This window comes from Streptomyces sp. NPDC017202, from assembly GCF_044331705.1.
In the GTDB taxonomy this organism is placed as follows: domain Bacteria; phylum Actinomycetota; class Actinomycetes; order Streptomycetales; family Streptomycetaceae; genus Streptomyces.
Genome location: NZ_JBIRNP010000012.1, coordinates 113,548 through 139,376, shown reverse-complemented (window position 1 = coordinate 139,376; position 25,829 = coordinate 113,548). Strand labels below are relative to the sequence as shown.

The 25,829-nt window shown below is 69.5% G+C and carries 26 protein-coding genes and 1 pseudogene; 16 read left to right on the top strand and 11 right to left on the bottom strand.

Annotated features, from left to right (window positions below; all coding sequences use genetic code 11):
- The first annotated feature begins 1 nt into the window (after position 1).
- Genes ACH4N1_RS23425 through ACH4N1_RS23410 form a run of 4 tightly spaced genes read left to right on the top strand, consistent with a single transcriptional unit; the run spans position 2 to position 5,171 of the window.
- Positions 2–478 (top strand): hypothetical protein, encoded by a 477-nt coding sequence (locus tag ACH4N1_RS23425; RefSeq protein ID WP_398099764.1) that lies wholly within the window; start codon positions 2–4, stop codon positions 476–478.
- Positions 475–1,857, top strand: a complete 1,383-nt coding sequence (locus ACH4N1_RS23420; protein ID WP_398099763.1) for a phosphotransferase — start codon at positions 475–477, stop codon at positions 1,855–1,857. The genes ACH4N1_RS23425 and ACH4N1_RS23420 overlap by 4 nt, the downstream gene beginning before the upstream one ends.
- Positions 1,858–1,888: 31 nt before the next feature.
- Positions 1,889–4,237: a methyltransferase, FxLD system gene (fxlM, locus tag ACH4N1_RS23415; RefSeq protein ID WP_398099761.1), complete on the top strand. Its 2,349-nt coding sequence runs from the start codon at positions 1,889–1,891 to the stop codon at positions 4,235–4,237.
- Positions 4,230–5,171: an NUDIX domain-containing protein gene (locus tag ACH4N1_RS23410; RefSeq protein ID WP_398099759.1), complete on the top strand. Its 942-nt coding sequence runs from the start codon at positions 4,230–4,232 to the stop codon at positions 5,169–5,171. The genes fxlM and ACH4N1_RS23410 overlap by 8 nt, the downstream gene beginning before the upstream one ends.
- A 148-nt stretch (positions 5,172–5,319) precedes the next feature.
- Here the strand turns inward: ACH4N1_RS23410 and ACH4N1_RS23405 are convergent, their stop codons facing one another.
- The 4 genes from ACH4N1_RS23405 to ACH4N1_RS23390 form a co-directional block, all read right to left on the bottom strand.
- Positions 5,320–5,913: a hypothetical protein gene (locus ACH4N1_RS23405; RefSeq protein WP_361647045.1), complete on the bottom strand. Its 594-nt coding sequence runs from the start codon at positions 5,911–5,913 to the stop codon at positions 5,320–5,322.
- Positions 5,903–7,102 carry an MAB_1171c family putative transporter gene (locus ACH4N1_RS23400; protein ID WP_398099757.1) on the bottom strand — a complete coding sequence of 400 codons (1,200 nt, stop codon included), beginning with the start codon at positions 7,100–7,102 and terminating at the stop codon, positions 5,903–5,905. The genes ACH4N1_RS23405 and ACH4N1_RS23400 overlap by 11 nt, the downstream gene beginning before the upstream one ends.
- Positions 7,099–7,653, bottom strand: coding sequence for a secondary metabolite protein (locus tag ACH4N1_RS23395; RefSeq protein ID WP_363087847.1), 555 nt, complete (start codon positions 7,651–7,653; stop codon positions 7,099–7,101). The genes ACH4N1_RS23400 and ACH4N1_RS23395 overlap by 4 nt, the downstream gene beginning before the upstream one ends.
- A gap of 179 nt (positions 7,654–7,832) precedes the next feature.
- A complete protein-coding gene (locus tag ACH4N1_RS23390) occupies positions 7,833–8,285 on the bottom strand; it encodes a helix-turn-helix domain-containing protein (protein ID WP_398099755.1) in 453 nt (150 codons plus the stop codon).
- 678 nt (positions 8,286–8,963) lie between these two features.
- Between ACH4N1_RS23390 and ACH4N1_RS23385 the strand changes: the two genes are divergently transcribed.
- The 9 genes from ACH4N1_RS23385 (at position 8,964) to ACH4N1_RS23345 (ending at position 17,160) form a co-directional block, all read left to right on the top strand.
- The gene (locus ACH4N1_RS23385; RefSeq protein WP_398099753.1) at positions 8,964–9,872 is read left to right on the top strand and encodes a helix-turn-helix domain-containing protein; all 909 of its coding nucleotides are present in this window, start codon (positions 8,964–8,966) and stop codon (positions 9,870–9,872) included.
- Between the two features lie 2 nt (positions 9,873–9,874).
- A complete protein-coding gene (locus ACH4N1_RS23380) occupies positions 9,875–10,591 on the top strand; it encodes a hypothetical protein (RefSeq protein ID WP_398099751.1) in 717 nt (238 codons plus the stop codon).
- Positions 10,592–10,756: 165 nt separating this feature from the next.
- Positions 10,757–11,392 (top strand): WhiB family transcriptional regulator, encoded by a 636-nt coding sequence (locus ACH4N1_RS23375; RefSeq protein WP_398099749.1) that lies wholly within the window; start codon positions 10,757–10,759, stop codon positions 11,390–11,392.
- The gene (locus tag ACH4N1_RS23370; protein ID WP_398099747.1) at positions 11,389–12,984 is read left to right on the top strand and encodes a hypothetical protein; all 1,596 of its coding nucleotides are present in this window, start codon (positions 11,389–11,391) and stop codon (positions 12,982–12,984) included. The genes ACH4N1_RS23375 and ACH4N1_RS23370 overlap by 4 nt, the downstream gene beginning before the upstream one ends.
- On the top strand, positions 12,981–13,172 hold the full coding sequence (locus ACH4N1_RS23365) for a hypothetical protein (protein WP_398099745.1): 192 nt from the start codon (positions 12,981–12,983) through the stop codon (positions 13,170–13,172). The genes ACH4N1_RS23370 and ACH4N1_RS23365 overlap by 4 nt, the downstream gene beginning before the upstream one ends.
- A 292-nt stretch (positions 13,173–13,464) precedes the next feature.
- Positions 13,465–14,076 carry a plasmid mobilization protein gene (locus ACH4N1_RS23360; protein ID WP_398099743.1) on the top strand — a complete coding sequence of 204 codons (612 nt, stop codon included), beginning with the start codon at positions 13,465–13,467 and terminating at the stop codon, positions 14,074–14,076.
- Positions 14,073–15,806: a relaxase/mobilization nuclease domain-containing protein gene (locus tag ACH4N1_RS23355; protein ID WP_398099741.1), complete on the top strand. Its 1,734-nt coding sequence runs from the start codon at positions 14,073–14,075 to the stop codon at positions 15,804–15,806. The genes ACH4N1_RS23360 and ACH4N1_RS23355 overlap by 4 nt, the downstream gene beginning before the upstream one ends.
- 138 nt (positions 15,807–15,944) lie before the next feature.
- The gene (locus tag ACH4N1_RS23350) at positions 15,945–16,385 is read left to right on the top strand and encodes a hypothetical protein (protein ID WP_398099740.1); all 441 of its coding nucleotides are present in this window, start codon (positions 15,945–15,947) and stop codon (positions 16,383–16,385) included.
- A 79-nt stretch (positions 16,386–16,464) separates the two neighbouring features.
- Entirely contained in the window at positions 16,465–17,160 is a 696-nt protein-coding gene (locus tag ACH4N1_RS23345) for a hypothetical protein (protein ID WP_398099738.1), read from the top strand.
- A 159-nt stretch (positions 17,161–17,319) separates the two neighbouring features.
- Here the strand turns inward: ACH4N1_RS23345 and ACH4N1_RS23340 are convergent, their stop codons facing one another.
- The 6 genes and pseudogenes from ACH4N1_RS23340 to ACH4N1_RS23315 form a co-directional block, all read right to left on the bottom strand.
- Complete coding sequence (locus ACH4N1_RS23340; RefSeq protein WP_398099736.1) at positions 17,320–18,126, bottom strand: DUF317 domain-containing protein; 807 nt, start codon at positions 18,124–18,126, stop codon at positions 17,320–17,322.
- Positions 18,127–18,141: 15 nt separating this feature from the next.
- The gene (locus tag ACH4N1_RS23335; protein WP_384511419.1) at positions 18,142–18,432 is read right to left on the bottom strand and encodes a hypothetical protein; all 291 of its coding nucleotides are present in this window, start codon (positions 18,430–18,432) and stop codon (positions 18,142–18,144) included.
- A 91-nt stretch (positions 18,433–18,523) separates the two neighbouring features.
- Positions 18,524–18,877, bottom strand: a complete 354-nt coding sequence (locus tag ACH4N1_RS23330; protein WP_398099734.1) for a DUF317 domain-containing protein — start codon at positions 18,875–18,877, stop codon at positions 18,524–18,526.
- Positions 18,878–19,122: 245 nt separating this feature from the next.
- Positions 19,123–20,157 carry a SpaA isopeptide-forming pilin-related protein gene (locus ACH4N1_RS23325; RefSeq protein WP_398099732.1) on the bottom strand — a complete coding sequence of 345 codons (1,035 nt, stop codon included), beginning with the start codon at positions 20,155–20,157 and terminating at the stop codon, positions 19,123–19,125.
- A gap of 78 nt (positions 20,158–20,235) precedes the next feature.
- Positions 20,236–20,724 (bottom strand): hypothetical protein, encoded by a 489-nt coding sequence (locus tag ACH4N1_RS23320; protein WP_398099730.1) that lies wholly within the window; start codon positions 20,722–20,724, stop codon positions 20,236–20,238.
- Positions 20,725–20,752: 28 nt separating this feature from the next.
- Positions 20,753–21,468: pseudogene (locus ACH4N1_RS23315) on the bottom strand (DUF317 domain-containing protein); the annotation flags it as partial.
- Between the two features lie 588 nt (positions 21,469–22,056).
- Between ACH4N1_RS23315 and ACH4N1_RS23310 the strand changes: the two are divergent.
- From ACH4N1_RS23310 to ACH4N1_RS23300, 3 genes are all read left to right on the top strand, one after another.
- Positions 22,057–23,394, top strand: coding sequence for a hypothetical protein (locus ACH4N1_RS23310; protein ID WP_398099728.1), 1,338 nt, complete (start codon positions 22,057–22,059; stop codon positions 23,392–23,394).
- A 110-nt stretch (positions 23,395–23,504) separates the two neighbouring features.
- Positions 23,505–24,593, top strand: coding sequence for a NucA/NucB deoxyribonuclease domain-containing protein (locus ACH4N1_RS23305; RefSeq protein WP_398099726.1), 1,089 nt, complete (start codon positions 23,505–23,507; stop codon positions 24,591–24,593).
- Between the two features lie 20 nt (positions 24,594–24,613).
- Complete coding sequence (locus tag ACH4N1_RS23300) at positions 24,614–25,141, top strand: hypothetical protein (protein ID WP_398099724.1); 528 nt, start codon at positions 24,614–24,616, stop codon at positions 25,139–25,141.
- A gap of 269 nt (positions 25,142–25,410) precedes the next feature.
- Here the strand turns inward: ACH4N1_RS23300 and ACH4N1_RS23295 are convergent, their stop codons facing one another.
- The gene (locus ACH4N1_RS23295) at positions 25,411–25,827 is read right to left on the bottom strand and encodes a hypothetical protein (protein ID WP_398099722.1); all 417 of its coding nucleotides are present in this window, start codon (positions 25,825–25,827) and stop codon (positions 25,411–25,413) included.
- Positions 25,828–25,829: the final 2 nt, after the last annotated feature.

Below are 25,829 nucleotides of genomic sequence, written 5' to 3'. Positions count from 1 at the left end.
GGTGAGCGCGCCGACCAACTGGATGGCCCGCCCGGAAGTCTTGTCCATGGCCGACCGGATCGCCGCACCCCACGCGGTCATGGCGATCATGGGCGACGGCAGCCTCTGGACCCACGAGGCCGACTGGACGGCCGCCCTACGGGAGCTGATCCAGAGCTACCTCGGCGAAGACCGCCGCGCGGGCACCCGCGGCACCTACGACGGGCCGGGCCGCTCCTACGAGGACGACCTGGCCGACTCGGCGTTCAGCGAGGTGACCGAGCACCGCTTCCCCGTCTCCCGTACCTGGGCGCCCGAGAAGGTCATCGGCTACCTGCGCACCACCAGCTTCGCTCGCCCCGCCCTGTTCGCCGGCCGCCACCCCGACTTCGAGGCCGTCGCTCTCCGGCTGCTCCAGGACCAGGCCGACGGCGGCGTCCTGACGGAGGACGCGGTGTTCACCGTGCTGCTCGCGCGCCGCCCCGGCGGTACGGCGTGAGCGGCGCCCGGCGGCACACCGAGCCGCTCGACGTCCACCTGATCGCCGTACGCGACGGCGCATCGGGGCCGGAGGTGCTGCTGTCCCGGCGGGCTGGTGACGTGTACGCGGCCGGCTGCTGGCATCTCGTCTCCGGGCACCTGGACGGCCCGTGGGAGGACATGGTCACCGCTCTGGTGCGCGAGGCCGAGGAGGAGTCCGGTGTCGTCATCGACCCGGCTGATGTCCGGGCGGCCGTCACCGTGCACCACCGCGCCCCTGGCGGCGACGCCAGGGTCGGGATGTTCTTCGAGGTGCGGCGGTGGGAAGGCACCCCGGAGGTCAGGGAGCACCAGGTGTGCGACGCCATGGGGTGGTTCTCCTTCGACGCCCTGCCGGAGCCGATGGCGGCGTACTGCCGGGCCGGGCTGGATGCCTACCGAGCCGGCGCGCGGATGGCCGTGCACTTCCAGGAGCCCGGCGACCCGATCGCCTACGACCGGTCCGTCGACCGGCTGGTCCTGGTGCCGGACCCTGCCACGCGCGGCACGGTCCCGGAGCGGGCGGTGCGCACGTTCGCTGAGCAGGCGGTAGGGCGGATCACCGCGTGGACGGACGTGTCCTGGGCTCGGGAGGAGAGCCGCGTATGGCGGGCGGTCGGCGCCGAGGGCGGCGAGTGGTACATCAAGATCCACCAGAACGACCGCTTCCACCACCGCGAAGTCGACGCCCTGCGCAGCTGGGTCCCCGGCCTCGGTGCGGCCGCACCCCGGCTGGTGGCCGCCGACCCCGCGCTGCGGGCCGTCGTGCTCACCGCGGTGGGCGGCCGCACCCTGCACGGCGCCGTCCACTCGCCCGAGCAGCAGCGCCGGATCTTCCACCGCATCGGGCAGCTCGCGGCGGCCATCCACCACAGCACCCCGCCCCGGCCCGCCGCCGACACCCTGCCGCTGGGCAAGGTGGAGCGGCACCTGGCCGGCGCCCTGCCTCATCTCGCGCCCGGCGACGAGGAGTTCACCCGAGCCACCGTCCAGAGGGCCGCCGGCCTGTCCCCCGTGGAGAACGTGCCGACGCACGGGGACTTCCAGCTCCGCAATCTGCGCTGGGACGAGAGGGCCGACGTCCTCTACGTCATCGACTTCGAACGGGCCGAAGGCGGCCCGGCCGTGCGGGACTTCGTCCGGCTCTCCGACGCCTGGCACGGTCGGCCCGACCTCTTCCAGGCCGTGATGGACGGTTACGGCCGCCCCTTCACCCCGGCAGAGGAGGCCCAGTTCACGGTCCTGTCCGTCCTCGACGCCGTCTCCGGCATCGCCTACGGCACCACCCACGGTGACCCCGAGCTGGTCGAGCGCGGACGGCGCACCCTGGCCCGGCTGCGCAACCCGCAGCGCCCCTGATCCCCACCCGACCGACACGAGGAGCAGCACGTTGACGTACACAGAGCGCGGCGAGTGGGAGCAGCACTACGGCGAGGGGAAGGGGTGGCGGCCGCTCGGTGAGCGCGAACGGCACCTCCTTGCGGAGCACGTCCCGGTACCCGAGGGCGGCGGCCGGGCGCTGGAGGTGGGCTGCGGCACGGGGGAGTTGGCCGCCCACCTGGCCAGGGCCGGCTACACCGTGGACGCGGTCGACTTCGCGGACAGCGCGGTCGCCCGGGCCCGCGAGGAGCACGCCGGCATCGAGGGCGTGCGCTGGCTGCGGCTGGATATCGAACGCGACGACCCGGCCCCGCTGCACAAGGACGGGTACGACCTGATCACGATGCGGCTGGTGTATCCGTTCGTGCGGGACCGCAACCGGCTCGTTCACGAGCTGAGCCGGCGGCTGCGGGAGGGCGGCGCGCTCGTCGTCATCACCCCGACCGTCGAGAACACCCCTGCGGAGCGGTGCGGGATCGCCCTGGACGAGGACGAGATCACGCTGCTCGGTGCGGGATGGGAGACGGTGGAGCGGCTGGACGCGGACGGTCTGGCCTTCCTGGTGCTGCGCGGGCCACGCCCGCTCGCTACCCGGGCGGTCGAGAAGCGACCGACCACCGGTCATGCTCTGACCGGCGCTCTCGCCGTCGTCACCGACGACGCCGGCCGGGTCCTGCTCGGCCGGTCGACGCGCGGCATGCTCGAGCTGCCGGGCGGCAAGACCACCGGCCCGGAGGGCTTCGCCGCCGCCGCGGTGCGCGAACTCGCCGAGGAGACAGGACTGGTCGCCAACCTGAGCGATGCGCACGTGGTGACGATGCTGGTCGACGACAGCCACGGGATCCCCAGGCTAACGGCCGTCGTCCGCATCACCGCGTGGACGGGGACCCTGACCAACGCGGAGGCGGACAAGTTCGACCGCTGGGAGTTCTTCGACCTGCACGCTCTCGCCCGTGTCGGGGACGTCTTCGTCCCGGCCGCGCTCGCGCTCGACAGCGTGTGGCCTGGCGTCATCCCGGACCTGCCATCGGTGGTGTCCTACCCGCTCGTCGCCGAGCGGCCGCCCGTGCCCGGTGAGCCGGAAGAGGCCGCCCGGCTGCGCCAGGAGATGGCCCAGACGGTGATCGACGGCGGCTGGGCCCCCTCCGAACCCGTCCGCGACGCGCTGCGGACCGTGCCCCGCCATCGGTTCGCCCCGGAAGTGAGCCTGGCGGACGCGTACGACGGCGGCGACCGGGCCGTCGTCACCCGACGCGACGAGACCGGGACGGCCATCAGCTCGGTCTCCGCGGCGTGGCTGCAGGCCGACATGGTCGAGAGCCTGCGCCTGACGCCGGGCGCGAGCGTCTTCGAGGCAGGCTCCGGCGGGTACAACGCCGAGCTGATCGCCCACGCCGCCGGAGCCGAAGGACGCGTGGTCAGCGTCGACATCGACCCGTGGGTCGTACGCCGTACCCGGGCCTTCAACGCGGAGGCCGGCAGCGGAGCTGTCAGCGTCGTCGAAGGCGACGCGGCCCTCGGCGCCCCGGCCCACCTCGTACCGCGCGGTGGCTTCGACGGCAGCATGATCACCTACAACTGCTGGGACGTCGCTCCCGCCTGGCGCGCCCAGCTCGCCGAGGGCGGCCACCTGGTGCTGCCGCTGTCGATCCACGGCTACACACGCGCCGTCACGCTCCAGCGGCGCGGCGACGTACTGCACGCGCGGGGCTGGACGGTGTGCGGATTCGTCCGTGACCGCGGTGTCGCTACCCGTCCCAGCCCGGTACTCATGTTGACGGACGGGCGGGTGCAGGTGCACGTCCACGACGGCCCCCCACCCCAGAGCGAAGGACTGGAGGAAGCTCTCCACGCCGAGCGGCACGAACTGCCCACCGGCGTGCTGCTCCCGGGCAAGAGCCCGTACGACACCCTGCAGATCTACGCCACCACCACCTTGCCCGGCGCCTGCGCTCTCACCTGCGACCGCGCCACCGACACCCCACTGCTCGCCGCCGGCGCCGAGCACCTGCCGGCACTCGTGGCCGAGGGGTCCCTGGCCTACCTGACCTGCGTCCCCCGCCGCCAGGGCGCCACGCCGCAGGAGTCCCGGTACGAGTTCGTGGTCTGGTCGCACGGACCGGCCGGACCCGCGATGGCCGAGCGCCTGGCCCAGTGCGTACGGGATTGGGACCAGCACATCCGCCCCACCGGATACCCCCCGATGACCGTCCACCCGGCCACCACCCCCGACCACGACCTCCCCGCCGACGGCGTCGTCGTGGACAAGACCGCCTCCCGCCTCGTCTTCCAGTGGCCGACCCCGCCCCTTGCCCAGCAGCCCCAGACCGCCGCGCTCGCCGGAGGCGACCGTGTCTGACAGCGCCCAGTCCGCCCCCACGCCTCTTCCTCAGCCCACCCCGCACCAGTCGCGGCGGGAGCACCACATGCACCTGCTCCCCCGCTACTACGCCCAGGTGGAGGCCGGCCGCAAAACGATCGAGGTGCGCACCGCCACATCCCGCAGGCAGGCCATCGCCGAAGGAGACACCCTGGTCTTCCACGACCGCGGCAGCGACCGGCAGCTCGACGTCATCGCCGGACCCCCCGCGCTACACGCCTCCTTCGCAGAGTTGCTCCGCGCCCAGGACCTCCGCCGCATCGACGCCGATGCCAGCGCCGACGAACTTCTGCAAACTCTGCGCACCATCTACTCGCCCGAGCAGGAAGACCTGGGCGTCCTGGCGATCCCCTTCGACCACCGCCCAGGACGCCCGGGACGCCCGCTGCCTATGTCCGGGGCCGATTACGTCAAGACGGTTCCCCATCACACCGTCTACGGCTGCCTGTACGTCCGCGACACTCACGACCGCCCCGTTCAACTGCGCTCGATCTATGGCAACCGGCTGTGGCAGTTCCCCGGCGGCAACACCGACGCCGGCGAGGATCCGTTGCAGACCGCACGTCGCGAGGCCGCCGAGGAGACAGGACTCGACCTCGGCCACGGTGAGCCTCGCCTGCTCCTGACCCATTACCTCCTGCCCGGACTGCACTGGCCGATGGGCAAGGTCGGGTTCGTCTTCGACGGCGGACGCCTTACCCCCCACCAGCTGCGCGCCATCCGCCTTGACCCGGCCGAACACGACCTGCACGCCATCCATGACCTCGTCCAGTGGCGGGAGCTGATGGGCGAAGTGCCCTACGCCCGCCTGGCGGCCGTCGAACGCGCCCGCACCGGCGACGGGCCCACGTACCTCATCACCGGCAAGCCCCTAACTCAGACTCCGCGTCCCGGAACGGGTCAGGTGCTCTGAGATCGAGGCCCACCACGCGACCGCTCCCACCCCGGCGGGGGTGCGAGCACCCGGTCTCCAGCGGGTCCAAGACGAACGGAGAGACCGTCCGTCCGGCATGGCGGCTTCCGGACTCGTTCATGCGTGAAGTCGCCAACCGGAAAGCGGGTCAGCCAGCGAGATGGAAGACGGCTGCAGCCACGATGGTGCCGAGGATTGTGCCGGCGATCACCTGGTTCCGGGTGTGGTCGCGCAGTTCGACACGGGACCAGCCGACGACGATGACCAGGAGGAAGCCGAGCGCCATCCATGGGCCGTAGGTCTGCACGAGCATCGCGCACGCGCCCGCGGATACGGCTTGGTGAACAGAGATCTTCCAGGCGAAGGTGATCGCGGCGAGGATCGCCAGGGTCACCAGCATCGAGACGATGAGCGCGACCATCGTTCGCGGCGCTCCTGCAACGAGCATCAGGACGATGCCGGTAGCTACCGAGAGCAGGATGACGGCCATCACGACGAGTCGGGCTGGCTTCGCGCCGACGTGACGATCGCCCCAGTGGCCTTTGCGGATGCCGTACTTGATGAAGGTGATCGGGATGACGGCTGCGAACAGGGCACCGACGACTCCCCAGGCCACTCCCGTCCAGTGCGCGGTGTGCCAACCCACCAGCAGGGTGACGGCGATGATCCAGTTCTTCGGTTCAAGCCAGTCAGTGATCCGTCGGGCCAGCAGTGACTCGTGGGGGCGAACGTCAGTGGTCATTGTGAGGAGATCCCTCCGAATTACCCTGCGCAGGGGTATTGGACGGTTGTTCTTTCCGGACGAATTCTGCAGCGACTGGTGAGGAGAAGTACGCATGGGAAAGGAGGCGCAGCCACGACAGCTCGCTTTCTCTGTCCCGTCCGGTAACGCCCAGAGGCGGGTATTCCACACCTCGTAGGCGCTCGCCATTCCGAGAGGACTGGACGGCCACCCGTAGCCAACAGGCTTCCACGACCGCATCAGCATGCTGCGGGTGGACAGCTCGGTGAAGGACGAACTTCTGCGCCGACGTGTAAAGGTCGACCGACACGTACTCCCGAAGCGCCAGGCAGGCGTCTTCGATCTCGATGACGCAACGCTCAAGCCGGAAGGGGATGCGCCTCCTGTGTACGGAGGTCGTCAGTACCACGTGCGGGGCCGCCTCCGTGAGCTGAACCCAGAGGGGGCGCAACTTGTGCAGGGTGATCGCCGCAGCGATGTACTCCACGGCGACGGAGAGCGGAGGAAGGCACACGCCGACCGCGACCGATAGGACCGTGGCCTGCTTGAGCGTCGTGGACAGCGAATTCGCCAGGCCCGGGTACTGGGTTCCGGAGCTGAGCTGAATCGTCACGAAGACGATGCGCTGGAGGGCGTAGAGGCTTCCGAGCAGAGTTCCCAGGCCCAGGAAGCCGAGGCCGGCCTTCCCGAGGAAGGTCCGACTGTGGCGGACCCCGCCGAGAAACAGCCATGTGGCTACGACCATCGCGATGCCGATGTACAGCGTGAAGACGGTCATGTAGAGAACGGGGAAGAGGGCCCCGCGGCCTTCACCGAGCCGGACCGGTCCGCCGGGAGTCCAGTTCGCCAAGGCGTAGAAGGTGAGCATGAGGGGCAGGGTCACGCCCGCGGCCACCAGCCGCGTACGGCGCGCCAAGCCCTGTGGTCGGACAACCGCAATGACGAAGTCGAGCAGGTAGGCCGCCGAGGTGACACCGAGCAGGTGCTTCAGTAGCGGTGACAGCCTGGCCTCGGCCCCCACGACGGCATCGACCATCTCCTTGACCTGGGGCACCTCGAAGGTCATTGCAGCCGCGAGGGCCACCAGGGTCAGCGCCAGGCTCCGCTGCTTGTGGGAGTGCCGGATCGCGGGCAGCCGCCAGAGAGCCACCAGCCAGAGGATGCCGGCGATGATGGTCGGTGTGGTCATGATCGGCGGTTCCTCCGCGGGTGGACCAGTGCGTCGTCGAGCCGCGAGACCAAACCGGAGCGGCCGTGTTCGCGGCCGGAGTGAGCGAGGTCGCGGAAGATTTCTCCGAGGCAGGAGGCGGCCATCTCGGCGTCGTACTCGCTCTCGCTGTCGTAGCTTGTCCGGCCCAGGGCCGAGAGAACGGCCGCAGGATCCACCCCGTCCGGGAGGACGCCCAGCAGCGCTTTCACAACGCTCTCGTTGGTCCCGGCATGTCCGAGGAGGAGATGGGCCAGCTCATGACGCACAATCTGCGCGCGATGCCGTTCACTGGTTGCCGCCACGTGGAACACGTAATCCCCATGGTCGAATGACAGGACCATTCCGCAGGGAGCGTTCGCCCCGCCAGTTTCAGGGAGTTCGTGGAGGTAAAGCGGACGGCCCCGCTTGATAGCGAGCTGTCGGCATATTTCATCCACCGCATCAGGATCCGATATCTCGATCCCTCGCAGTTGCTCCTCACAGAGTCGCCTCAGCTGCGCCTCTTTGCGCGCGAAACGCCGATTGAACATGGACGAGATCCTTGCTGTAGCCCCCGAGTCGGCGCTGGCGCGGCCCGCACTAACCGGAACCCATCATTCCGCGTGGTTCCAGCGGAGCTTTGCACACGACAAGACGGCCCCTCAATGTGATCTTGAAGGACCTAGAAGGCATATAGGCCAAATCCGCCCAGTGGGTGAGAAGGGTCACGTCACGGAGCGGGCTTGTCGAGCCCTTCCCAGCGACGCGCCTGGTTGATCACGTCAGTGATCATCTTGAGGCTGTCCGCTGAGAGGCCGTTGGCGCGAAGCGCTAGTCCGCGGACCTCACTGTCGGCCACCGCCTCGATCAGTTCGATGGTGGCGCGCACCTTCTCGGCTTCTTCGGCGTCATAGTCCGAGAAGAAGTACTGCGCCTTCACATGGAAGTGGCCGGCGAGCCTCTCCACCGTCGTGAGGGTGGGGTTGGGCTTGGCCCCGCTCCGGAGCTGACTGATCGCGCTCTCCGACATGGAGGTCGCCCTGGCCACCTCGGCATTGGTGTAGGGCCTGCCGGTCGCAGGGTTCTTCTTAGTCTCGAAGAGGTGGTTGAGCTTGTCGGCCAAAGAGCGCCGAGCGCCGGCCGCGCCGCTTGGCGCCCCCACCGGTTCGCTGGACTCCACCATCCGACTCCTCCCATCTGCACGCTGAGCCCCGGACTGTACTGCAGTGCAGCCTCAGGGGCCAACACCCAAGGTGCTTCACTTCAGTATTGACAAGAAGGGATCACTGTGGCGTAGGTTTCCGATCGCAGCTTCACTGAAGTGTTGAGCTGCTGGTGAGGCCCAGGAAGGGCCGCGCCGACCTCACGCCAGACGCACCCGCCAGGGAATCCGCCCATGATCGCTCCATCGCCGTCGCGCCCGCTCCCGCGACTTCTACAGGGTTTAAGAGCCAACTCTGGACCTTGACGCCAAGCCGTGCGTATGTTCGTCGTCCCCAGTCGGCCAGAAGCCCGACCGACGCGAACAGAGAGCTGTGACGTGCAGAAACTTCGGACCGAATAGGTCCTGATACAGCGGCGGCGCCCGAGAGGTGCAACTCCCGGACGCCGGACGCTAACGGCTGTACCGCCCGTGCAAGGGCGGTGATCGCCACCATCACCACGCTGATCCCTTCCACGGGGCGTCTCAGCGTGGCAACACCAAAGGAGATTCTTACATGGGTCCCGCCCTGCGCAAAAGGCCCGTCCGGCCTGTCCGCGCGGCAGCCACCCTGGCCGCAGCACCCTCCAGCCCACGCACCGGGTCTGCCGGCGCCGGTCTGGTGCGCGGCCACCACCGCTCGCTCGATCGGGGCGGCCGATGAGCAAGGACGTACGTGAATGGGTCTTCGACCACAGCTCCAGTAGGGGCACCGCGCGACTGGTCCTCCTGGCGGTCGCGGATCGCGTTCCCGACGAGCGCTGCGTGGTCTGGGCCTCCGTAGCCGACCTGATGAAGCGGACGAACGCCAGCCGCACCGCCGTTCGCGACGCTCTGGCCGCGCTGGACAAGAGCGGCGAGCTGGTGGAGCGCCGACACCTGCAGGGCCCCAAGCGAAGCTCGGTGTACCGCCTGCCCCGAGCGGCCTCCTGGCTGGCCAAGGTCGCAGCCGTGCGCCACGAGGACCCCGACGCCTACGTCGAGCCCCCGACGGACTCCGACCCCGTTCCGGACCTCGACGCCGACGCAGAGAAGGGGTTGCAGCGGTACGGAATCTGGCCCCGACAGAGCGCGGATTCCGACCCCTCGCGCAGAAATCCGACCGGGTCGGATTCCACACCCTCGCGACGGAATCCGACCCGTCGAAGGGCAGGAATCCGAACCCCTCACGGTACGGATTCCAACCCCCAGAACCCTAGTGAACGTGATTTGAACCGGAGGTACAGCAGTAGTGGTGCGGCCGTCGTCCCGGCTGGCGAGTGGCAGGTCGACCCGGCAACCCACGCCTGGGCCCGCCAGCAGGGCCACCTCGACCGCCTCGGCGAGGAAGGGCTGAAGGCTGCCGACGCGAAGTGGCGCCTGCACCGCTCCGACTGGACGCCTCGCTCCGCCGGAGCCTGGTCCGCGGACTGGCGGGCCTGGATCACCCGCGAGCACCCCCCGGCCCGGCGCGGACTGCACGCCGTGCCCGACAACGGCCACCGCCCGCCGCACGGCATGACCCGCACCGAAGCCCACCAGGCTGCCCTGCTCCGCGCCCTGGACGAGCCGACCGGAACGGAGGACTGACCGTGGACCGCCGCGAAATCGCCGCCCTGCTGGCCTACATCGGCCGCCTGGACCCCCGCACCACCCGCACCGACGAAGGCGAGGCCCGCGAGCAGCTCGCCCAGTGGCACCATCTGCTCGGGGACGTGCCGGTGGCCACCCCGCACGGCTGGGACGCTCTGGCCGTCGCCCGCCACCACTACCGCACCTCGCCGTACGCGATCCTCCCGGCGGACGTGGGCCGGCCCTGGGAGAGCTACCGGCGCGAGCGACTGGCTCGGCACTCCGACCCCACGCCCACGGCCGACCCGGACGACCAGGCCGCCTACACCGCCGAGCTGGTCGGCAACCGCCGCGCCGTCGCCGCCGGCACCGCCCAGCCCGCACAGGCCCTCGCGATCACCAGCGCTCGCGACGGGATGGACCCGGCACTGAAGGCGCGGCTGAAGGCGATCGGATCCCCCATCCCGCCCGCCGCTCGTGCAGCTCTCGCACCCTTCCGGCCCGCGCGCGCAGCCCGGGAGGCCGCGGTCGAGCAGGGGCTGCCCGATGCCCTGAGCGTGCGGTGCGAGTGGTGCCTGGCCCAGCCCGGCGAACCGTGCCGACGCCGGCGGATCGGCCCCAACGACGGAGTACGCGCCATCACTCCACGTGCCACTCCACACCCCGGCCGCCTCGATCTCGCCGCCGCCCAGCAGGCCCAGAGCACCGAGCAGGCTCAGCAGCCCGCCCTGGCCTGATCCGCTGACCCGGCGCCTGCAGCCCGCTGCTGCGCCGCCTCGCGACATCACCGTCCCGCTCCGGCTGCCGGGCGCACACCCACTGCGCCCCGCAGCCGGACCCACGCCGCGCCCCGCCGAGCACCGCCTCGGCCTGCCGACGCGGCAGCACATCGGAGACCCGCCTTGCGCCACATCACCACCCACGACGCGCCGGCCACCGGCCTGCGCGGCATTGGAGACACCAGCTGGCACACCCGCGGAGCGTGCCACGGCATGGACGTCGAGGACGCCGACGCCGTCTTCTTCCCCGGCCCTCGCGACCACGAGGAGATCGCGGAGGCGAAGGAGCTGTGCGGCTGGTGCCCCGTCCGCCGTGAATGCCTGGACTACGCCCTGGAGAACGTCCTCAAAGAGGGTGTCTGGGGCGGCCTCACCGAAGCCGAACGGCGTCCCCTGCACGACAACCTGCATCGACGCCTGGACCACCGCCGCGTGATCGCCTTCTTCCAGGGCCGTGACGTGCACCTGACCGAGGCTGAGCGGCAGGTTGCCATCGACCACGCCTACGTCCGGGGCTGGCTGCCCGACCGTCTTGCCGCAGCCTTGCAGATCAGCCCCAAGCACGCCCGTGACCTGCTGCGCCAGGCCGCCAACAAGGTCCTCGACCGCGACCGCAACTACGGCATCCCCCGCTTCAAGAAGAAGCGGAAGAAGACCTCCAAGAACACGCCTGCGCCCGCAGCTCCCAGCGCTCAGCAGCCGGCAGCCCGCCCGGCGGCGTCGACTTCGGCGGCCGCCTCTCTCGGAAAGGCAGCATGACCCACTTCGGTGCCGCTTCGGACCTCCCGCTCCTCCTCGCCGCCGTCGTGCCCGCCACCCTCGCGCTCCTGTTGACCGCCTGGACCATCCGACGCCGGGGAACTCGAACGCAGAAACGTCTCGGCAGCCCCGCTGTCAAGGTCGCCGCCATCGCCGCGCTGGGTTGCACCGCGTACAGCGCCGACACGAGTTGGCGCTTCGCCGCCGACTACCTGGACATGGCCGGCACCGCCGAGCGCGCCGGGATGTTCGCCGCCGCCGAACTCGCGCTCTTCGCGACCGCGCTGATGGCACGGCAGAACCTCGCCGTCCAGGGCGCCCCCGGACTGCCGGGCACGCTGGTCTGGGTGATCACCACGGTGCAGGTGATCCCCGCCTACGCCGAGAGCGGCCCCATCGGCGGCACAGTCCGCGCCTTCGTCGGCCCCGTGATGGCCGCGATGCTGTGGCACCTGGCCATGGGCATCGAGCTGCGCCTGCGCACCCCCGATGCCGCCTCCAGCGGGCTCGTCGCCGTCCTGGGTCGGGAGGTACGCGAACGGCTGCTCTCCCGTCTGGGCATCGCCGCGCGAGACCGCGACGCCGCACAGATCACCCGGGACCGAGCCACCGCCCGCGCCGTCACCCTCGCTGCCCGCCTCGCCGAGCGCACACCCGAGCAGCAGCGAAACCGTCGTGGCCGGCGTCTGACTCGACGCCTGTCGAAGGCGGTGGGCAGGGCCTCGGTCGGGACCGACCCCCTCCAGCGGGCACAGCTGCTTGATCAACTCGCCGCCCGTCGACACGCGCTCGCGCTCGCCACGGTCCCGCTTCCTTCTCCCTGGTCTTCGGCGCACAGCAGTGCGTCGGCGGCCATCATCCCCCCAGAGCTGGTCCCGGACCTTCCGGTCCCCGGCTCCGATCCTGATGACTCCGATAGGCCGGTCCCGAAGCGAGGACCGAGGACTGCGCGGGGACCGGTCCCCAACGATGCAGCTCCGGAAGAAGCGGTCCGCGCAGGGACCAGGGGCGCCCAGACAGGAGTGCCGAGGGAGGCCAAGCAGCAGGCAGACGGTGCGGTCCAAAGGACCGCTGCAGAAGTCACTGAGACCGAGCGTAATGCGAGCGAAATAGCAGCTCAGGGCCGAAGTTCCCACCAGGGACTTGACGTCGCGAAGTCCGGGACCGAGAGCACCGAGGACCGCGGACCGACCACCCCCGAGTCCGGGACCGACACCACCCAGGACCGCGGACCGACCACCCCCGAGTCCGGGACCGACACCACCCAGGACCGCGGACACAAGGTCCCTCTCCGCCGGAAGACGACGCGGACCAGCCGGACGACGAAGAACAAGCGCACCAGGTCCCGCTCTCCCCAGACGGAACGCCCGGCACGCGAGCTGGGCGAGCCCGAGCGCCAGCTCGTCCGCGAGGTACGCCCTCACGTGCCCGCCCTGCTCGAACGAGACGGCAACGGAGCGATCACCCGAGTGCAGCTGCGCGAGATCATCCGCCGCCAGGGCCTCACGGGAGTCGGCAACGACCGCCTCGGGGTGGTCCTTCAGGAGCTGCGGAACACGGACATCACCACGACGAGGAGCACCTCCCGATGAAGACCTGCCACCAGTTCAACACCGTCCGGGCCGAGTACGAGCGAGAGATCGGCTTCATGCTCGCTCACTCCGAACGGCACGCTGGCCGACCGGCGGCGAAGTCCAGCGCGAAGCAGGCCGCCTCGGCGAAACAGCGGATGGCCCGCGCGCTCAACAGCCACATCGGGCGCTGCCCCGAGTGCGGCTGACCCTGAAGGCCGCCAGCTCAAGGCCCCTACCAGCACAGGTGGCCCGGCTCCACGTCGGGCCACCGCCCCTGCTCAGAAGGTATGCCGTGACTCCACGTCCACCCCGTTCTTCCGAACCCACCGTGGCCGAGGCCGATGCCTGGGCGGACGTCGTCCGCGCGCTGCGTACACCGACCGGGCAGTGGCTCGTCCAGGACCGCCCTGACGGGCCGGTTCACGTCACCGCGCCGGCGGCAACCATCCACCACTCCCCCCGCTCCAAGAGGCCCGCATCTCGATGACGAACGCCCGCATGTACGACACCACCCCGGAACCTGATCGCGACAGCAACTCGGTCCCGGGGCGAGCAAGTTGGGGCGGAAGCGTAGCTTCCGCCGAACCCGCCCCCGAGGGGGCGGGAGAGGACCTGCACCGGGGGGCGCAGGTCCTTCGGGCTTCGACCGAGGGCGGATCGAAGCCGGGGCAGGAGGAGAAGCCGACCGAGCCGCGCGCGCCCCGACAGCGCGCTCCTCGCGCCCGTCAGCGTCCGCGTCAGTCGCCCGAGAAGAAGCGCCTGCACCAGCCCAACGTACGATTCAACGAAGACGAGTACGCCCTGATCAAGTCCGCCGCCGCCCAGTGCAATCTGTCCGTCGCCGGGTTCCTCGCCCGTTCCGCGCTCGCCGCCGCCCGCGACCTCAGCCGTACCAGCGCAGAGATCGCCGACGAACGCGAGGTGATCACCGCCCTGTTCGACAGCCGGCGTCGGCTCGGCTGGGCCGGCAGCAACCTCAACCAGGCAGTCAAGGCGCTCAACTCCGGCGTGGACGTTCCTCACCTCGAAGCGGCCATCGCCGCCGTACGGCGTGCCGCCGACACCGCCCATCAGGCCGCCACCTGTCTGATCGAGCACCACGGCTCATGATCCCAAGTGTCAACCCGTCGGGAGCGGACACCCGAGGTCTCCTCTACTACCTCTACGACACCGGCAAGCACGAGGACCACACGGATCCCCACCTCGTCGCCTCCTTCGACGGCATGTCCCCGGACCCCGGCCGCGACCCAAACGCCACCCTCACCGACCTCCAGCGGCTCCTGGACCAGCCGATGATGGCCCTGGCCAGGCACGCCCGCCTGGCCAAGCACGTCTGGCACACCTCTGTACGAGCCGACCCGGGCGACCGGATCCTGACCGACGAGGAATGGGCCGGCATCGCCCGTCGCATCGTCGCCGCCACGGGCATTGACCCGGGTGAGGGACAGTCCGGCTGCCGCTGGGCCGCCGTGCGCCACGCCGACGACCACATCCACATCGTCGCCACCCTCGTCACCGAGGACGGCCACCGCCCCGACGACTTTCGCTCCGGTGCCCGCGCCCAGGCCGAAGCCCGCCTCATCGAGAAGGAACTCGGCCTCCACCAGGTCGCCCCCGGCGACGGCACCGCAGCGAAGCGTCCCACCAGCGCCGAACGCCACAAGGCCGAGCGGCAGGGCCGCGAGCGCACCGCCCGCGAGGAACTGCGCGAAGCCGTACGACGCGCGGTGAGCGGCGCGCGCAGCGATGAGGAGTTCTTCGACCGGCTCGCCGCCGCCGGCCTCCTGATCCGAAAGCGCGCCGCACCCTCCGGCGACCTGCTCGGATACAAGGTCGCGCTACCCGACGACCTGAACAAGGACGGCGAGCCGGTCTTCTACCCTGGCGCCCGTCTGGCTCCCGATTTGTCGCTGCCCCGCATCCGCGAACGCTGGTCCGCCGACGCCCTGGCTACCCCCAAGAACGACGCGATCCATCCGGGGTCGGACGGTCCGGCCGCTGCACGCCGCGGAACGGCCTCGGCCTTGTGGCAGGCCGTGCTCGTCTTCGAGCACGACGAGGACGCGGTCGCCGCCGCCCACATCGCCGCGGCCGGTGAGGTCCTGGACGCCCTCGCGAAGACGTCCGCCGCCCACACCCGCCGCCAACTTCGCGACGCGGCAACAGCTTTTGAGCGAGCCTCGCGGTCCCACGTCCGTGCCGTACGGGGCCACGATCGCGCTCTACGGCAGGCCGCTCGCGAGCTCGTCCAAGGCGGCCCGGCGCTCGGCCGCGGTGAGGACGGAGCCACCACGGCGATGGCGATCGACATGCTGTTCTTCCTGATCACGGCCGCCGCGCACTGGCATGCTCGCAAGGGCCATGCCCAGCAGGCCGAGGCCGCCACCCGAGCCGCTCATCACCTGCGCGCCGCCTACCAGGCCGCCGCCGCGCAGCCCTTCGGGGTTCTCTACGAGCGCGGTCGGCGCCTGAGCCGGCCGATGCTCCAGCACCAGACCGCGCTGCTGCGCGAGGCCCTGCCGGATCTGGCCGAGCAGATCCTCGCGGAGCCCGGCTGGTACGCCTTGGCCGCCACCGTCGCGGAAGCCGATGCCGCCGGCTACGACCCGGCCGCTCTGCTCCCCGAGGTTGCCGCTGGGCGTGAACTCGGCACCGCGGAGTCCCTCAGCGACGTGCTCGTGTGGCGGATGCGGCGAGCCGCAAACCTGCCCGCCGACGCCTCCCGTCTGCCCGAGACCGGCACCACAACCACCCGGTCCACGAAGCGCGGGACGGCGACGAGCCGCCCCGCGCCCGGCAAGCGACGGAGCGGCGAAGAAGCCGCCCGCCCGGGCCGTTAGGCCCGCTCGATGCACCCAAGCACCCCTGCTGACCTGGTCGGAGGAGACTGTGGACTTTGTGAATTGAAGCCAGCGGGGGCGTGGGGCACGATCATGAAGCGCGCAGGACGAGGTGACGAGGCAGAGGAGGACGCCAGGGTGTTTCACCGAATACGCCGCCGGGCCAAGGGGCCGAGCGAAGTGGAGCGGCAGCTCGCCGAGCTGGTCGCACGACACCACCAGATGCCGCCGTGGAACGGGGCGCCGACGGACGCACCGCAGAGCGACGAGCCGACCGTTGCGGCACCGGACTTCCTTCCGCCGGAGCTGCGCGTGCCGAGCCACGACCAGGTCGAGGGCAAGATGATGCCCTGGAAGCAGCCCCTGGTCTTCGACGGCGAGATGACCGCCTGTGCCGAGTGCGGGGCTTACCGGGACTGGCTCATCCTCTCCACCCGCGACCAGATCTGGCTGCGATGCAGGGCCGGCCACCAGCAGCGGGAGACCCGCCTGGACACCGCTTGGTACAACCGCAACAGCGGACCGGCGGACGCGACGCACGAAACGTTCGAGGACTGCCTGCGCCACCTCGGGCACTGACCACCACCCCTACGACCCCACCGGGCCCCCGGGCCCGCACTGACCACCCGTCACCTAACACCAAGGGGTCAGTTCCGTCATGCGCGTTCGCGTCGCCACCACCGCCCTCGGCATCACCGCCGCCCTCCTCGCCCTGCCCGCCTGCTCCCCCAAGACCGACGGAGTCGACCAGCAGACCGCCTCCTCCAGCCGAACCGGTAGGCTGGCCGACGCTCACCGCGAACCGGCCACGCTTACCTCGGCAGCGCTGGCGTCACGCCTGCTCACCGAGGCTGACCTCGGCAGCGGCTACCTGCCCAAGCCGCAGCGTACGGCTCAGCACGACGATGTCACCGTCCTCGGCTGCCCCGCGCTGAGCGAGCTGGGCGGCGACGTGGCGACCGGTGGCACGCTCACCTTCCCGCACAAGGCGAAGGCCGACTTCACCTACGGCGGCAGCTCCTCGGGGATCTCCGAGGAGCTCTACAGCGACAGCCCGACGAAGCTGTCAGACGGCACCAACCGGATCTTCGACGCCATGACCGGCTGCCCGACCTATCAGGTCCTCGCGGGCAGCGCCCCGATCGACATCGCCACGCAGAAGCTGTCTGCACCCCAGGACCGCGGTGATGAGCAGTGGAGCCAGCTCCTGACGTTCACCGCCGGTGGACGAAGCACGGTCCTCAAGCAGACCGCGATCCGCGACGGCAGCCTGCTGCTCGTCGTCTCCGGCTCTCCGGCCCTCGTCGACCGCCACCTCGATCGGGCCCTCGCCATGGCCACCGCAACGCCTTGATCTGCACCCGTAACCCACTGCTGCCTCCGACCCGGGAAGGTCGGAGGCAGCAGTGCGTTTGCGGGGCAGATGGGACGACGGTGTCCGGGAAGCAAGAAGGCCCGGCGCCCTCCACCGGGGAGGGAGCCGGGCTTCTTTCGTTTCGGAACGGCGAGACGGTCAGGTGGCCGGCGCGCGCAGAAGACGCTCCTGGGTGGCTTCGGGCAGTACCTGGCGCAGGACCGGTGCGGTCGAGCTGAGGGAGGCGGCGAAGACGGCGACGAGATCGTGCGGCACGCCGGCGGCGAACGAGGCCACCCACAGGTAGGGCGCGCCGAGCACGGGCTCGGACCATGCCTGCCATCCGGCCGGGCCCACCTCGTCAGATTCGGTGACCAGGACGCGCGGGTCGCCGTCCTGGATGAGGGGCGGCACCTCGCCGAGGCTGATGTGTGAGGCGCCCGTCGGATCCATCGCCGCGGCCTGGGGCTGGTCGATGTCGCGGAACCATCCCTGGGCGGCGACGGCGTCCAGGACGGCCTCGGCGCAAGCCAGAGGCACAGTGGGCTGGTCGTGGGCGTCGAGCGCGAGGAGGAAGTCGGCAACCGCCTCGCCGGGGACATCGCGAGTGAAGTAGGCCGACCAGCAGGCGTGGCTGTTCGCCCGGTCACGGGCGGAGATCTGCCAGGCGATGGGCAGTTCACCCAGGTGGAACGGCTCGTCGGCCAAGCACCACTGGGCCCAGCGCAGGCCGTCGGGGCTGATGTGCAGGACGGTGCTGCGCAGGACCTGACGGTCCTGCTCCGCCTCGTCCGGCTCGAGCCGTCCGCGGACGATCGTCAGGCTTGTCCAGCCCAGGCCCGCAAGAGCGTCGGCCACGGCGTCGTACGGGCGCCCGTCGTCACCTGCCAGGTGGCGGGGGCCGACCCAGAACGCGGGTGGGGCCGACGGGTCGGGCTGAAGGTGGGAGTACAGGGGCGCCTCCAAAGGCTCGGTGCGTTTCTAGTTGCCGCCGGCGCGGCGGCGGGGGCGGCGCGGGGGCGCCTGGACGGGGCCCTGCCACGTCAGCTCGATGGCGACTTCGGGCGGCAGGTGACCGAGCTGTGCGTCCTCCTCGCGTCCTTCGGCGAGGTAGACGACGGTCCGGCCGGTCTCGTCGACCGATTGCAGGACCTGTGCCAAGCGATGGGCCATCGGAAAGAAGGGGTTCATGGCCTGGCGCACCGGAGCACTTGGGTCGCAGGCTGCGAGCAGGTCGATGAGGTCGGCGACGGTCATTTCCGAAGACGTCACGAGCATCCTCCTTGGGGCGAGAGAACGAGGGAAGGGACAGCGGCCGGCACTCGGTTCGGCCGGCGGCATGCGAGCGGGCAGCCCCCGCAGGTCAGAGGAGGCGAGAGGTCTCCAGTACACGGGCTACGGCTGCGGCAACGATGTCGGCCGGCGTCTCGACGTCGAAGGAGACTTGGTAACCGGGCGTTTTGGCGGTGCCGGTGACCGCGATCTTCCAACCTTCGCGGTCCGTGCCGGGACGGCCGAGCGGGAACCAGCCGAGGTAGAAGCGGCCGTCCTTGCTGCTGACGTGTACGTCCGCACGGTCATCGACGACCAGGTGAAAGTCCTCGGCGGAGAACTGGTCCATGACCAGGGTCGGCTGGCCGGGACCGAGCTGCCACTGCCGTAGTCGGAGCGCTTCGACGGTGGTGGAGAAACCGGGACTCATGGGGGCTACGGTCACGGGCTATCACCTATCTGACCTGCGGTTTCTTGCGAGATCGTCTACGTTGACATGCCCTCGCGCACGTTGGCCAGTCCTTCCGCGATCTTTCCTGTCTGCCCCCGGCGAACTGCTCGTTCTCCCCCTCGGCCTGGGCCCGTGCCGTGAAGCGTCGGCCCGCCAGCATGTGCCGCAGTAAAAGACGAAGCCCCTGGAATCCAGTCAGTGGAATCCGGGGGCTCGAAGTTGTGGAGTGGGGAGAGGGGTCAGCTCTCGGTGGAGTCGTCGGCGTGGCTACCGGTGCGGCTGCGGCGTGTCAGGAGGAGAGCGCCTCCACCTGCTGCGATCAGTGCCGTCGCGCCGCCGATCAGCCACGGCGTGGCGTCGGCTCCTGTGTAAGCGAGGGATCCCGTCGGCGCCTTCGGCGTGGAGTTCTTGACCGGGGCCGCGGCCACGAACGAAGGGTCGGCGTCAGGCGAGGAGTCGGCTTCCGGCGTGGGCCTGTCTCCGGCCAAGGGGGCCGTCCCTCCGTTGCCGCTGCTCGGCTTGCCGGGGCTGGACGGGGAAGGGGTGGGCTTGCGCGTCGGCTTGTCTGAGGGGTCGGGCTTCGGGTCGGTGTGCGTTTTGGTGACGGTCACGGTGACCGGGGCGCCGGGGCCCGCGGTGAACGTCTTCGTCGGCTTGTAGAGGTCGTAACCGGTTGGCGCCTTGATCTCCTTGACCCAGAACTCCGTGCTTCGGCTCGACACGGGCAGCTCACCGGAGGCGGTGCCCTGGGCGCCCGTGGTCAGGGTGAGCAGCGTGGAGGTGTCGGTGCCGATGTTCACGGTCGCGCCGGGCAGGAGCTTGCCGGTCTTGTCGTCCTTGGCCTGCAGGAGGACCTTGGCGGCCTTGAACGGGTCGGTGATCGTCAGCCGGGTGGTCGCGCCCGGGGTGACGATGACGTCCTGGTCGGCGACGACCTCGTGGAGCGGGCTGCCGGTCGTCGTCTGCTTGAGCCGGTAGACCCCCGGTGCGACGTCGGAGAAGGTCACCTTCCCTTGAGCGTCAGTCTGTCCGCGTCCGGCTTCCTGGCCGGCGGAGTCGAGCAGCAGGAACGTGGCGGCGGGAAGGGCGTCTCCGGCCGCGTCCTTCGCGATGATCTCGACGCTGCCCGCGTCCGGAGCCGGGGTCTCGGTGGGAGCGGCGGAGGCCGAGGGGGTCGGTTCGGCGGGCTCGGCGCTGGCGGCCGGTGCCCAGGTCAGGGTGCCGGCCGCCGCGAAGGCGACAGCAGCAGCGGATCGGATGAGGCGTGCGTGCACGAGGAAGAGGCTCCTAGGGGCGGGAATGAGGGCGTTCGTCGGATGTGGCCAGGGCATCGAGGCGGACAGGAGCAGGGCTCAGCGGTTGCGCGAGCTGTTGCGGGCAACCGGCTCGGCCGGAGCGGGCTGCGCGGTGCGGCCCGTAGTGCGGCGGGGCTTGTTCGCGGTCCGGGCGCCGGGGAACCAGACGGCGGTGTACTGCTCGATGGCGTCGCGCAGCCCGGTGGTGACGGCGCCGTCCCAGGGAGGGCGTCCGGGTTGGTGGTGCCCGTCGAAGGTGGCGTACCGCGAGGTGCCTGGCCGGGTGCCGTGGGCTTCGTCGCGGCGGTGGAAGGTGCCGTGGTCGAGAAAGCTGAGGACGACGGCGTCGATCTTGCCGCGGTCGGGGTGGAGGACCGCCAGGCGCAGGCCGCCGTAGGTGCCGGCGTAGAGAGCGCCCTTGAAGTCGATGCGCAGCCGCAGGGGGCTCCCCGGGGTCGGGGCGGCGTAATAGGTGTTGCCGACAACTGCGTGGTCGGCGAAGGGAAGGCAGAGCTCGGCGAAGAACTCGGGAGCCTGGAGGGACATGGTGGACTCCGGCGGGTGGGCGTGTCAGCGGCGGCGGCCGGGCGGGTCGGCTGGTGGTGCTCCAGCGCGGGACGCTGGCCGTCGGCACCACGGTCGGACGGCGAGCGCCGAGGGCCCGCTGGACATCGAGCGGAGTCGGACTCGGCGGGGCGGGAGGACGGGGGTGAGCTGGGCGCGGCCCTTGACGTAGCTGTGGGTCGCCTGCCGCCACCGCAGCAGCGGCGCGGGGTCGGCTACGGACTCGGTGACGGCGCGCAGGAGGGCGGCCGGGGTGTCGGTGCTGGCGGTCGCGTACCAGAAGGGCCGGTCGACGTTGGTGCCGGACCACAGGTGCCAGCGGGCGCTGCGTGAGTCCAGCTCGCTCTTCGCGTCGAGGGGGCCAATGGCGTACTCCAGGGTGGCGAGGCCGTCGGGTGAGGTGATGGCGAAGGTGTCCGGGTTGGGTCGGTCGAACTGCCAGCTGTGGGCGATGAGCGGGTCGACGGCGAGGAACGGGTCGCGCTCCAGGCTGCCGACGACCGGGCGGGCGAGGTAGCGGTCCGGGCCGTCGCGATACGCGGCGGCGAGGGCGGTGGTGAAAGCGGTGACGAACTCCGTCGGTGCGTCGGCGTTGAAGCAGACGCCCCAGACCGGCGGGCCGAAGGCGTCGCGGTAGGCGTTGATGCGCCACAGGCCGTCGTCCTCGCCCTCGGGGAGGTACCCCAGGCGCACCCGACCGTCGGGGGCCGTGAGGTAGGCGTTGGCGATTATGTGGAATCAGTTTTGTCAAGATCCATTCGCACCACGGTGAGCCTCTACGGCGCGCAACGTGGCGAAGTGTGGGTAGGTGCAGGAAGGTTGGGGTGGCCGACGGCCGCCGCCGCGTTCGCAATTGTGGCGGCGAGCAGGTACCTCCGCGACGGTCATTGGGACATCGCGGAGGGCAGACGCACGGGTGATTTGTCACGAGTGACTGAAGCCAGGGGCGTACCCGCCTTCGTGTGCGATCGCCTCACGCGAGCATCCCTTCTGATCACGCTCGCGAACCGGCCAGATCGAGGGACGGGTTTCAGCCCTCGCTCGCTTGTTGTCCCATGCCTTCAACGATGGGCGATCACTTGTGCGGCGGGGCTTCGAAATCCCGAGCGATGGGGCGAGTTCCAACGTCTCAGCGCGGTGAAGCCTGAACCACCGTGCCGTCCGTGAATGGACACCCGGTCACGATCTGCACCTGATCGCCGAGGCGCACGTCCCGGTGGTTTCAGCCATGTTCCGACACGTGTGTGTGGTCTATGCACGCACCGGACAGGATCTCGATCGCTTATTCGATCACCGAATGGAAGAGCGTTGCGCGTGCGAAGAAGACTTGTCACCGCCCTGTCCGCAGCCATAGCCGCCGTTGTTCTGCCACTGACCACCGCGTCCCCGGCGGCGGCGAGCCCGCCGGCGACAAGCTGCCAGATTGAGCACGAAGCCTCGATCATCTTCTGGGGTGTCGCCTGCACACAGCCGGGGGAACCGGTGATCGGCGCCTTCGCCACCTGGCGAAACGCACCCATCACGTTCACCAGCGGCTCCACCGGCGACACGACCGTGTCTGCGGCCAACTACCTCACGATGACGCCCAACACCGAGGGCGGCCTCTTCGCCAACTACGTCCAGGTCGGTCTCTACGCCGAAAAGACGGGGGCGTCGACATCCACCTATGGCCCGCGTTGGACCGAGCTGGGTGACAGCGGCGGTCGCACGGAAGCCATCACGGCCGGCACCAATCCCTCGACGCCGGACGGAACGAACCACACGTACATGGTGCTGCGCCAGGGCAACACCGACCAGTGGGACGTGCTCTACGACTTCAACTGGGTCGGCTCCACCACCGACCAGCTCGCCGTACCACGGGGCAACGCAAACCGGATCGACATCGGCCTGGAAGTGATGGGCCCTCAGTACCTCACGGTTCCGCAGATCGCCAACCGCGTGCAGTACATGGCCGAGAACAAGACCTGGTACCGCGCCGCGACCGCCAACACCGCACAGGTCGCTTCCCTGGGCCTCTGCGGTCAGGGCAGCACCGCGCCCTACTGCTTCAACATGCAACTGACCGACAACACGACCTTCACGCAACTCGCCGTGGCCAAGCCGGGACCGGCGACGCTGCAATCAGCTGACGGCTCCGCCGGCCCCAAACAGGTTGTGCCCAGCGGGCAGTCATCCGCAGCAGGAACCACACCATTGGCGACGCAGGGGACCTATAACGGGGTCGACCAGACGGCGCTCGCCGCATGCATGGCGCAGAACCCGGACAACTGCCTGACCACCGTTCCCGGACTGGCGCAGTGCGTCCAGACCGTGCAGCGGTGCAACGCAGCCGCGCTGGCGGCCAAGGACACGGACGCAGCCCGGACGTCGGCTTCCAACTCCTCCGGCGCCAGCCGCGAGCAGATCCTGGCACGGGCAGCCGCGTCCTTCGACGTGCCCGCCCAAGAGTTGGACGTCACCTCCGCGGACAGCACCGCAACCTCTTTCTCAACAGCTGGTTCCGGCGCCATGGACGCTACCTGGACCGTGGATTCCCCGTCCTCGACGCACGGCCTGGAGCAGCGCGGTCGCCTGTTCCACGGCTTCCGAGCCACCTACTCGGCAGTGACCGGCCGACTCCTCGACGCCTGCTGGGGGACGATGTGCAGCTGATACGACTCCACGCAAACGGTCGCGCCACTTCCCGGTCTGCTGATCGAGCACCCGGCCTCGCCCACGGGTCAAGATTAATCACCACGGTCCTAGCCGCCTTCGCCACCCTCGTGGCGATCCTAGGACCGACGTCGACAGCAGAAGCGGCGACGGCCGCTCCGCTGCGGCAGCCGACGACTGGCGCGCTGGCTGCCGAAGCCGATGACCTCCGCACCGAATGTGCCGACCGTCCCGAGGCCAACTCGCAGACTGGCTGGGTCAAGAGCCGCTTCGAGACCTGCGTGCACCAGCCCGTCAACCTGACCCTCAAAAGGGCCAACGGGGAGATTCTCGGTCACCTGACGTTCGATCTGTGGGTCCTCGGCTTCGCCTACGACGGCTCCCGCCGAGTGGACTACGTGAGCAGCATCGAAAACATTGTGCCGGTGTCCGTCAGCGGCGACGACCCCGCCACCTGGGTCCTCAGCCAGCAGTACTCCGACACCGTCAACCTCGGAGACTCCGGCACCAACCCCGTCATCACCCCGCCGGCAGACACCCTGCGCAGCGCTCCGCTCGCCGAATGGGTGGCCGTCCCGCAGTGGACCGTCACATACACCTCACCCGACACTGGCGGCTACGACCCGGCCAACTCGCAGATCGTTGCCGGCCGGATCACCCTGGCCATGACTATCACCTCACCGACCGCCGTACCGTGGATCGAACCGGACATGGCCCACTCCGACATCCGCTTCGACTACGCCGGACCGGTGGCCGGCAAGTACCAGGGCACCGTCTTCACCGGTGCACGCGTCGAACTCCAGCTCAGCCTGAGCGATCCCGAGGTCGACCAGAGCGCTCGCCACATCCTCGATGCCCAGCAGTTCCCGGAGAGGACATTCCCCTCATGGCCCGGTAAAACCGTCCCTGGCACGCAGGAGCCGCTCCACCGGCTGACCGATACCGCGCAGAGGGATGCCAACAGGGACCAGGCCATCAAGACCTGCAAGGACGTGTGGGGCGACTACTCTGGAACCGGCCTGGAGTGCGATGAATACCCCTTCGCCAGTACCAAGGAGCGTGGAGAGGGCAACTTGCGCTACTCAGCCAGACTGATCGACGGGACCGACAATGGAAAGGGAGGCAACCGGTTGAACGCCATGTACACGATGAACCGCGTCCTCGACGGTGACGCCTTCTATGTCACCATCGTCCCGTAACACGGAGAAAATTCTCGATCATGACGCTCATCACGGAGTACCGCACGAGTGCCCGGCCGGACCGCTGTGTGATCGAGGTCTATGACGCCGATGCGTATGAAGGCGACGAGGAAGCCTGGGACCGGGCTGTGACTGAAGTGGTCGCTGGGAACGGCTACCACCTGTATCTCCGTACTCTGCAGCCAGATTTGCGCGTCGAGGTCGCTATCCGAGTTTGGGACGACCCTCAGGATCCCCCCGAGGGCGTCGAAGGCTGGATCGGCGTCTGCCTGGAGTCGGAAACCAGCGAACTGGTTGTAAACCAGCTCGCTTCCGGTCCGGCCGGCACGACCAGGTTGCCCCGCCCGGGTGTCTACGCCGGTCATGCATGGTGGACTGGCCGACAGGCTGCGGCGGAATACTACGACCAGAATATCCGGGGGGGATCCCAGCAACTCGACACTGTTGAAGATGTTCGTCGTGTGCTGGAACTGTCACCGGTCGTGGAACGATACACCCTCGACCTATGGTTTCTCCGAGATCCCGAACCGGTGGACGACGAAGCATAAGGGCCCATGGCTTACCTTTGCGGGGCGTGGGCCTTTCCCTCCCGATTACCGACGGCATCAGCGGCTCCCCTCCACGATTGTGACGGCGCGAGGCATCATCCCTGTCGCACCATCACAGAGTTCGTACCTGCTCCGAAAAACAACGATCACAATCGAATGCGCGGCAGCAAGTCCGAATATGGATTTGCATAGTGGAGGGTGAGCCGGATACGTCGTGCGAGACGTAGCTTCAAGATCCAGGCGGCCTGCGCCAAGCTGCCTACGCCGAATCAGTTTTGTTGATTCGCATTCCTGTTTCCATGACGGCCTTCCACGATGGGTAGCGTAGTGACGGTGGCCGGGAGGCCCAGTTGCCGTGGTGTGGGGCCTGCCGGTGTGGGGACGTCGGTGAGCCGGTCGAGGAGCGCGTCAACGGCGTCTTGACCGTCGTCGACTGCGGCGCGTTCGTCCTCGGTCAGCGGGATGGAGGCGAGCATACGCTGCAAGTTCTTCTTGGCTTCGAGAAGTTGGGCTTTGCTGGAGTTCTTGAGGGTGTAGAAGTCGCAGCGGGCGCAGGCCATCCGGTGCTGGCACTGTTCGAAGAAAGAGTGAGCCTTTTCCAACCTGCCCGTGAAGTGGGGCAGTTGGGCTGACAACGTGGTGAAGCCCCTGGTAGATGGGTTTTCGACCAAGAGAACCGGCTCCACCA